We start from the raw sequence: 9474 nt of genomic DNA, 5'->3' as shown, positions 1-9474 counted from the left end.
GGCGACGGTACTGTTGGTGCAAACAAGGACTCCATCAAGATCATCGGTGACCACACTGACAAGTACGTTCAGGCATACTTCCAGTATGACTCCAAGAAGACAGGCGGTATCACTATCTCACATCTGCGTTTTGGTGATAAGCCTATCAAGAGCCCTTACTACATAAACAAGGCTGACTTTGTTGCCTGTCATAACCCGTCATACATCCTCAAGGGCTACAAGATGGTAAATGACGTAAAGCCCGGCGGTGTATTCCTTATCAACTGCCAGTGGAAGCCCGAGGAGCTCGAGCAGCACCTCACAGCTGACACAAAGCAGTATATCGCAAAGAACAATATCCAGCTCTATCTGGTTAACGCAATAGACCTTGCACAGGAGATAGGTCTTGGCAAGCGTACAAACACCATTCTCCAGTCTGCATTCTTCTCACTTTCAAAGGTTCTGCCTGAGGCTGAAGCTATCGGCTACATGAAGGAGAAGGCTCAGAAGTTCATGAAGAAGGGCATCGAGATCGTTCAGATGAACGAGAAGGCTATCGACGCAGGCGCAAATGCTTATGTCAAGGTTGATGTTCCTGCTGAGTGGGCAAATGCTGTTGATAATTCTACACCTGCAAAGCTCGAGGGTGCAGAGAAGCTCGTTAAGATGGTTAACGGCATCATGAATCCTGTTGGCAAGATGCTCGGCGATACACTTCCTGTTTCTGCATTCACAGATCACGTTGACGGTACATTCGAGCAGGGTGCTGCTGCATACGAGAAGCGCGGAGTTGCAGTTATGGTTCCTGAGTGGAATCAGGATACCTGCGCAAAGTGTAACAAGTGTGCATTTGTTTGCCCGCACGCAACTATCCGTCCTTTCGCTCTGACAGACGCTGAAGCTGCTGCTGCTCCGGAGAACATCAAAATTGCTCCGAAGCCTATCGTAAAGAGCGACTACAAGTACACTCTTGCTGTTTCCGCTATGGACTGCATGGGCTGCGGCGTATGTATCGGTGTCTGCCCGACTAACTCTCTCAAGATGGTTTCAAGAGAATCTCAGGAGTCACAGCAGGCAGTATTTGATTACTGTGTTGCAAAGGTTTCAGAGAAGACAGATGTTGCAACTGACGCTAATGTTATTTCCAGCCAGTTCAAGAAGCCTCTGCTTGAATTCTCAGGTTCATGTGCAGGCTGTGCTGAGACTTCATATGCAAGACTCATCACTCAGCTCTTCGGTTCAAGAATGTATATTTCCAACGCAACAGGATGTTCTTCAATCTGGGGCGGCCCTGCTGCAACTTCACCTTACACTGTTGATGCAAACGGCCACGGTCCTGCATGGGCAAACTCACTGTTCGAGGACAACGCTGAGCACGGTCTTGGTATGTATCTCGGTCAGAAGGCAATCCGTGAAAGACTCATTGAGGAAGTCAAGGAAATTGCTGCAAGCGACAAGGCATCTGCAGAAGTAAAGGCAGCTGCTGATGAATACCTCGCAACAGTTAACGACGGTGCAAAGAATACCGCAGCAACTGCTGCTCTCGTTGCTGCGCTCGAGAAGTGTGCTGACAAGTGCGATCTTTGCTCAGATATTGTTGCAAACAAGAACTACCTCTCCAAGAAGTCCGTATGGATCTTCGGTGGTGACGGCTGGGCTTATGATATCGGCTTCGGCGGTCTTGACCACGTTCTCGCTACAGGTGAAGATGTAAACATCATGGTATTCGATACCGAGGTTTACTCCAACACAGGCGGACAGGCTTCCAAGTCATCCAACATCGGTCAGGTAGCACAGTTCGCAGCAGCAGGTAAGGCAATCGCAAAGAAGCGTCTTGCTGATATCGCTATGAGCTATGGCTACATCTACGTTGCACAGATCGCTATGGGTGCTGACATGAACCAGACCCTCAAGGCAATCAAGGAAGCTGAGTCTTATCCGGGTCCGTCACTCATCATCGGCTATGCACCTTGTGAGATGCACTCCATCAAGGGCGGTATGACCAACTGTCAGGCTGAGATGGAAAAGGCTGTTAAGTGCGGCTACTGGAACAACTTCCGTTATGATCCTCGTCTGGCTGCTGAGGGCAAGAACCCATTCCAGCTCGACTCCAAGGCTCCTACAGAGTCTTATCAGGACTTCATCATGAACGAGGCTCGTTACAGCGCACTCACACGTTCATTCCCAGAGCGTGCTAAGGATCTGTTTGCGAAGGCTGAGCAGACTGCAACAGATCGTTATGCTTACCTCACAAAGCTCGCTGAAAAGTAATTTTTAGCAGAGAAGCTAAACGAATATATAATTACTCCCCGATACGAACAGGTATCGGGGAGTTTTGCTTTACATCTTCTTATTAAAATAAACAAGCGAACTAAGATAAATAAGAATATAAATTCCTAAAGCAACGGCAAGCGTATAGGCAACGGTATCGTTGATGTATGAGGATACCATCATTCCTATACAGAGCAGAAATATCGTTAACAGCGATGTAGAATTAGCCGCCCTGAGCTGTATGGAAATCACACGCTCATCAGTGTTCCGGATATACAATTCCTTAAGGCTTTTCTCGTCCCTGAGTGCTTTTTTCATACGCAGTATATTCATGACCAATACTATTATACCTGTGGAAAAGAAGCCAATATTCGTATCACCGTGAAGAACTTTCCTGTACTCCAGTATCTTCAGAACAATAAATATGATTATCAATACAACTATCAATAACCTACACAGCATTATATTTGTTTTAAGTTTACTTCTTAATCCTTCCATAATTATTCTCCTCCGTTTCACATCTTCTTGTTGTAATAACTTTTCACAACAATTTTAATGAGCCATATCCCATAAAAGGCTATTCCGGGGACAGTACCGGCGTTCTTGCCTAAGAACAGCGTCAATAACAGAAACGCTACAAAAAGACTCACCATTACAATGTTCAATGTCACACGAGCTGATTTAGCTTCAATATTGATGTTCCTCTCATCAGTGCTGCGTATATACTGTTCCTTGAGCTTCTTTTCATTGGTGAGCGCCGCATTAATATTTACATTATATATAAATGAAATAATAAGCAGATAACTGAACATACCACCGAAAGAGCGTCTGAGTTCAACGTCCATGCCGAATAATACTCTGCCCAGCACAAAAAACAATCCTATCCCTGCTACAGATACAATCAGTACCAGCATCCATAAAATTGCTTTCTTCTTTAATGACTTCTTATATGCTTCCATAATAATTCTCCTTATAAATTCTCCTCGCCCTCGAATATGAACAGCTCCTCGATAGTAACCCCGAAGAACTGCGCCGCCTTGTGGGCAAGCGTGAGGGACGCATTATATTTTCCGTTTTCAAGTGATATTATAGTCTGCCGCGTGACCGATAAAGCGTCTGCGAGCTCCTGCTGCGTGACCTTCCGGGCTTTCCGCATCTCCTGAATTCTATTTTTCATGATTCATCTCCTTATCACTATAAGCCACAACAATGGCAAATACAGCACTGACTGCACCCCCACTGCAATGATGCATCAAAAAAATCATTTATTATCCCCAACATAATATTCCCCTCCTTGATGTAAAGTTTGCTTTACTTCTACTGTGATTATAGTATAGCACGCTTTACATTTTTTGTCAAGCCAGCTTTACATATTTTTATCTTTTAACTTTATGTCTCTGCTTATATTGACAAAGCATTTCCGACATTGTATAATTTTAGTAAAATACGGTATTGTGCTAACAGCTCTAATGAGCCTCAGATACGAAAGGAGAACAAATGGAAGCAATCTCTCTTATCATAAAAACAGCACTCGCGTTTATAGCGACCAATATATATGTCATAGCCGATCTGCACACCAGCGGTGTAGCGAAAGTACTCACAATAATTGCTGGCATCATCTTCGTGACAGTACTATGCTTTATCCCATGCAGTTCAAAGGAGGGCGGCAGACTGGGACGTATGCATAGAGGCAGCTTCCTTATGAAGATATTCCTCATAACGGTCACAGCAGACATCGCCGTGAATATCTTTCTAGCTATCACTGGCAAGGGCTGGCTCACAGTTACACTCAACAGTGTCATAGCCTTTGTACTGCTTGCACTTATGTTCATGGTATCAGCGGTGAGGATATATACAAGCTCCGTTCAGATCGGTGTCAAATGGCGTGTACTCGGCGTGGTTTTCGCCTTCATGCCTGTGGTGAACATCATGCTGCTCCTGCGCATGATAAAGCTTACTGACAGCGAATACAGGACAGAATGCAGCAGACTTGTCCTTGACCGCTCTCGTGCTGATGAAAGGATATGCGCCACAAAGTATCCCATTCTTATGGTACACGGCGTATTCTTCAGGGATATGAAGGCTTTCAGCTATTGGGGCAGGATACCGAAGGCTCTTGAAAACAACGGCGCAAAGATATATTACGGCTCCCAGCAGTCAGCAGCATCGGTAGCGGACTGCGCAGCCGAGCTGAAAGTAAAAATAGACGAGATAGTCAAAAAGGAAAACTGCGGCAAGGTCAACATCATAGCCCACTCAAAGGGCGGACTTGATTCAAGGTATGCTATAAGCTTACTTGGAGTCGCCGACAAAGTTGCGAGCCTTACCACGATAAATACTCCCCACCGTGGCTGTCAGTTTGCTGAATATCTTATGTCAAAGACATCGGATAGCTTTAAGGAGGGACTTGCTAGAAAGTACAACTCCACACTGAAAAAACTTGGCGATACCTCTCCTGACTTTATAGCTGCTGTGTCCGACCTTACTGCCTCAGCATGCGAAAAGCTCAACGGCCTATGCAAGGACGTACCGGGAGTGTTATACCAGAGTGTGGGCTCAAGGTCGGTCTCGGCTATGGGAGGACGTTTTCCCCTTAACCTTTCCTACAGCTTCGTGAAGTACTTTGATGGCCCCAACGATGGCCTGGTATCAGTAGATGCAATGAAATGGGGAGATAACTTCCGCTTTATCGAGCCTCCTGGCAAAAGAGGCGTGACCCATGCCGACGTTATAGACCTCAACCGTGAGAACATAGAGGGCTTTGACGTAAGGGAATTCTATGTACAACTTGTAAGTGACCTTAAAGAAAGAGGATTATAACAGCAAAAAGGCCATAAAGGAGCTTCTCAATCAGCTCCTTTACGGCCTTTTATATATGAGAAAGAAAAACTCAGTATCACGCTTGTGCCGCACAGGGATCATTTTCCTAAATGCTTATAAGTGAAGACAGCATACCGCCATAATTTCTACTGTGCTCTTAACCAAAACAGCTGTCGAGAATCAAATACAATAACGCCTCCGCCAAATACTTGACCGTATAATCAGCTACCTTTGTTATTAAAAAGAATAGTCCTATCTGCAAGCACAGCACACCAGAAATAATAACTGCATTTTTCAGCCCTTTTTTTCTTTTTTCATCATTGGCGAGCTCTTCATCGTTCCTGCTACTTAAAACGTATTCCTTTTTGCTTTCACGCTTTATCAGCACTGCCATTACCGCAGTTATTACAACAATGATGATTATATATATATGATGTATAGTTTCATGATGTCACACTCCTCACCTTAATATATCAGTTCCTGACTGTTTTTCTGTACTTTCTTCTCTTGATGATATACAGCAGCTGCCAGAAGATACACAGAGGTAAAATGGGTATGATAACACCGCAGGCGTATATTCCCATTATCATCAGATTGCTCCAGAAAGCATCTGCTCCGTAGCTCGTGGAGCCTATAAACGTAAAGCCGTTTACGGCAGCTCCTACCGAACTGATCAACAACATAAGCAAAGGCAGGAAGGATACAAGAAAGCTTATACTGTAAAGCTTTGATATAGGCTCCTTTCCCTCTTTACTGCGCTTTCTCAGTCTGTTGGACACAAGAATGGTCATTATACCAAGGAATGAAACTATAAATATCCAGCCCAACACGGCTGTATAGCCTATGAAGAAACGATAATCCAGATCTGTTTTCAAATATAACGCCCTGTACAGGAAATTAATGACAAATAATCCTATACCGCCTGAAAATACCGCCATTACAAACTTTTCCGACTTTTTCATAAGCTCAGCTCCTCTCATTTATGACTGCTTTTGTAGCCTTTCTGCGTCTAACTATGAATATCACCTGCCATACGATACACAGCGGCAGTACAGGAATGATCACAAGAATGGCTGCACCGCACACAACAGCTGTCAGGAAACCATAAATGCCATAAGATACCGACCACAAAAAACTTATACCGAATATGGCTGAATATACCCCATAAAGAACTATCAGCAGAAATGGTACAAATGACAGTCTGAACCATATCCTGTCCGTATTTGTTATAGCCTTCTTTCCCTTGTTCTTCCTGTTCCTCATTGCATGGGAAACAAGCACTGCAAAAAGCCCGAGGCAGGAAACCACCAGTATCACGCCGAACTCAGACCAATATCCCCTTTCAAAGCCGTGAACAAGTCCGAAACCCGTTATCCCCTCTGTTATACAGTAAGCAAGAAAAATCAGTACCCCGAGGCCAAACAAACCTATAAGAAACTTTTCCACCTTATTCATTCAACTCAGCTCCTCTCACGATCACGTTTTTTTATGCTTATGACACGTTTTATAAATTTCACCTGAACTATCACCGCAATGGGGATAGCAGGAAATACTGTAAGCAGGAATAAAGATATGAAAAGCGTTTCCGAGAATGCTTTCCAGCCGTATCTCACAGGGAACAGCATACCATTTCCCGTACCGTTTATGCCTGCATAAATTGACCAGTAAAAGCAAAGTATCACAGGCAGAAACGACAAAATGAACAGCAGTACCAGCCACCACGGCATAGTATTCGTTTTCCCTTTATTGAGAAAATGTGATATCAAAGTACAGAATCCGATACTCAGTCCAACAGCGAGCAAAAGTGCTGAGGTCCATGCAAAAAATATCGAAACTGCACCGACTGCGGTAAGCACCGCAGATATTATAAAAAGTATCCTTCCCGATTTTTTCATGTTCTCCCCTCCTTTACTGTGATCAGTATACAATAAAACCAGTACAAATAAAAGGTGTCAGCTGTCACTTCCGAAGTTACATTTGTCACTAAAAAGCGCCTGTCCTTGTAAGTATAATACAAGAACAGGCGCTCACATTTGTGTAAATCCCCGCATTCAAAATTATATTTCATTATTCAATGGTTTTGATCTCCATTGAATTTCATATCATTCAAGCACCCTTATAGAGAGTATAACGCAGACATGGTTCACCCTCAGGAGGATAACTTGGCATATAGCATTTCCTGCCAAATCAAAGATTTGAGACAATGCTTAAATATCTTCTCCTACAAGCTAAAGGCTAATGACTATATTCCCCATATATTCGCGGCATAGTCGGCAATGGTCCTGTCGGAGCTGAACTTACCGGCATTGCACATATTCAGCCACTGCTTCCGTGCAAAGTCAAGTCTGTCATTGCTGTAGTCGTAAATGCAGCGCAGCTTTGTCTCAGCATAGTCTCTCATATCTCCGAGAAGATAGTAATGGTCGGGAGCATGCCAGCTAGCGCCGTCAAGTAGAGCCATATACAGCTCGCGGAAATCACCGCTGCCGCCGTCTGAAACGGTACCGTCGATAAGAGAGGATACCACTTTACGTATCATGCTGTCTCCTGAGAATATGCTCCTGCTGTCATATTCGGGAACTATCTTCTCCAAATCTTCAACACGGGCACCGAAGATGTAATTGTTCTCCTCTCCTGCCTCCTGCACTATTTCAATATTAGCGCCGTCGTAGGTACCGAGAGTTACCGCACCATTGAGCATGAGCTTCATATTTCCTGTACCGCTTGCCTCCGTGCCGGCTGTGGATATCTGCTCAGAGATATCCGCAGATGCCACCAGCTTTTCCGCGTATGATACATTATAGTTCTGCACGAACACTACCTTTATAAGGTCACGGGTATCCGAATCCTCGGAAACTATCCTGCCCACCTCGTTGATATACTTGATTATCGCCTTAGCACGGCGGTATCCGGGAGCTGATTTAGCTCCGAAAATGAATGTTGTCGATGGGAAGTTCTGTATGCTTCCATCCTTTATGCCATAGTATATCCAGAGTATAGAGAAGGCATTGAGGAGCTGTCTCTTGTACTCATGAAGGCGCTTTATCTGTATGTCGAATACAGAGTCAGGAGATATATCCATGTCGTCACGCAGCTTTATAAACTCTGCAAGCTGACGCTTTTTCTCCTGTTTGATATCAATAAAGCTACGGAGAACGCTCTCATCTTCCGCATATTTTGCAAGCTCCTTCAGCTTATCAAGATTATTTATCCAGTCATCACTTCCGAGGAGCTTAGTAATAAGAGCAGACAGCTCTCTGTTGCAAAGGGCTATCCAGCGCCTTTGAGTTATGCCGTTTGTCTCGTTGCGAAAGCGCTCCGGGCAAAGACTAAACCAGTCCGAAAGAACGGTATCCTTGAGTATTTGAGTGTGTATCTCCGCAACACCGTTGATATGGCTTGAAGCATAGCAGGCCATATCTGCCATGTGTATGAGGTCACCCTTTATTATCTTTATGCGGTCTGTCTTTTTCCTTTCAACTCCAGCATTGTACATGTCAGCGATAAGAGCCTCATTTATTTGTATGATAATGGCGTATATCCTCGGAAGCAGCTCCTCCACAAGATCTGTACGCCACTTTTCGAGAGCCTCCTGCATTACGGTATGATTGGTGTAGTTGAATATCCTTTTCGCCATATCAAGGGCTTTTTCAAAGGTAAAGCCTTCATTGTCCACAAGCTGCCTTATGAGCTCGGGGATAGATATAACCGGGTGAGTATCATTAAGCTGAACAGAGATATAATCCACTAAATTATCAAGCGTACCAAAACGCGCCTTGTGCTTCCTTATTATATCAGTAAGGGAAGCGCAGCTGAAAAAATACTGCTGTTTAAGTCTGAGTTTCTTTCCCTCGTCGGTATCGTCATTGGGATACAGCACACGCGATATGTCCTCGGCGTATATCTTTTCCTTAGAAGCTTCTAGGTAGTCCTGCTTGTTGAAAGTATCGAAGTCGAACTCCTTCACAGGCTCAGCCTGCCATAGTCTCAGAGTCCCCACATTCTCCGTGCGGAATCCGAATACAGGCATATCGTATGGCACAGCCCTTACGGTCTGACCGCTGTACTCTATCAGAACAGCATCCTCCTCGCAACGCACTGACCACGGGTCGCCGTATCTTGTCCAGTCATCTATCTCTTCACGCTGAAAGCCGTCAACTATGGACTGTCTGAACAGTCCGTACTTATAACGTATACCGTAGCCATCAAGAGGAAGCCCAAGGCTTGAGGCACTGTCAAGGAAGCAGGCAGCAAGTCTGCCAAGGCCACCGTTTCCAAGAGCTGCGTCCTCAATTTCCTCTAGGTCTGCAAGGTCGAGCCCCAGTTCTTTAAAAGCTGCATCCACCTCGTCATAAATACCGAGCACCAGCAGATTATTATATACCGCTCTTCCCACAAGAAACT

The 9474-nt window shown here is 44.7% G+C and carries 9 protein-coding genes; 2 read left to right on the top strand and 7 right to left on the bottom strand.

Annotated elements, in window-relative coordinates:
* On the top strand, positions 1-2250 hold a 2250-nt coding region (gene nifJ, locus J6U00_RS10160; protein ID WP_296581535.1), incomplete at its 5' end, for a pyruvate:ferredoxin (flavodoxin) oxidoreductase.
* Between the two features lie 69 nt (positions 2251-2319).
* Here nifJ and J6U00_RS10155 read toward each other — a convergent pair.
* From J6U00_RS10155 to J6U00_RS10145, 3 genes are read right to left on the bottom strand one after another with little or no spacing between them, the layout of a single operon-like run.
* Positions 2320-2748, bottom strand: coding sequence for a hypothetical protein (locus J6U00_RS10155; protein ID WP_296581533.1), 429 nt, complete (start codon positions 2746-2748; stop codon positions 2320-2322).
* A 17-nt stretch (positions 2749-2765) separates the two neighbouring features.
* Positions 2766-3209 carry a hypothetical protein gene (locus J6U00_RS10150; protein ID WP_296581532.1) on the bottom strand — a complete coding sequence of 148 codons (444 nt, stop codon included), beginning with the start codon at positions 3207-3209 and terminating at the stop codon, positions 2766-2768.
* A gap of 11 nt (positions 3210-3220) precedes the next feature.
* Positions 3221-3427, bottom strand: a complete 207-nt coding sequence (locus tag J6U00_RS10145; RefSeq protein ID WP_296581530.1) for a helix-turn-helix transcriptional regulator — start codon at positions 3425-3427, stop codon at positions 3221-3223.
* Between the two features lie 320 nt (positions 3428-3747).
* On the opposite strand from J6U00_RS10145, the gene J6U00_RS10140 reads away from it, so the two are divergent.
* Positions 3748-5070 (top strand): triacylglycerol lipase, encoded by a 1323-nt coding sequence (locus J6U00_RS10140; protein WP_296581528.1) that lies wholly within the window; start codon positions 3748-3750, stop codon positions 5068-5070.
* Between the two features lie 473 nt (positions 5071-5543).
* Here the strand turns inward: J6U00_RS10140 and J6U00_RS10135 are convergent, their stop codons facing one another.
* From J6U00_RS10135 to J6U00_RS10120, 4 genes are all read right to left on the bottom strand, one after another.
* A complete protein-coding gene (locus J6U00_RS10135; protein WP_296581525.1) occupies positions 5544-6032 on the bottom strand; it encodes a hypothetical protein in 489 nt (162 codons plus the stop codon).
* A gap of 4 nt (positions 6033-6036) precedes the next feature.
* Positions 6037-6525 (bottom strand): hypothetical protein, encoded by a 489-nt coding sequence (locus tag J6U00_RS10130; protein ID WP_296581522.1) that lies wholly within the window; start codon positions 6523-6525, stop codon positions 6037-6039.
* Between the two features lie 5 nt (positions 6526-6530).
* A complete protein-coding gene (locus J6U00_RS10125) occupies positions 6531-6965 on the bottom strand; it encodes a hypothetical protein (RefSeq protein ID WP_296581520.1) in 435 nt (144 codons plus the stop codon).
* A 347-nt stretch (positions 6966-7312) separates the two neighbouring features.
* The coding region (locus J6U00_RS10120) for a glycogen/starch/alpha-glucan phosphorylase (protein ID WP_296581517.1) at positions 7313-9474 on the bottom strand (2162 nt) is incomplete at its 5' end.

It is taken from the genome of Ruminococcus sp., from assembly GCF_017650195.1.
GTDB lineage: Bacteria > Bacillota > Clostridia > Oscillospirales > Ruminococcaceae > Ruminococcus.
Note: the sequence above shows the minus strand (reverse complement) of the source record. Positions and strands in the feature narration are given on the sequence as shown.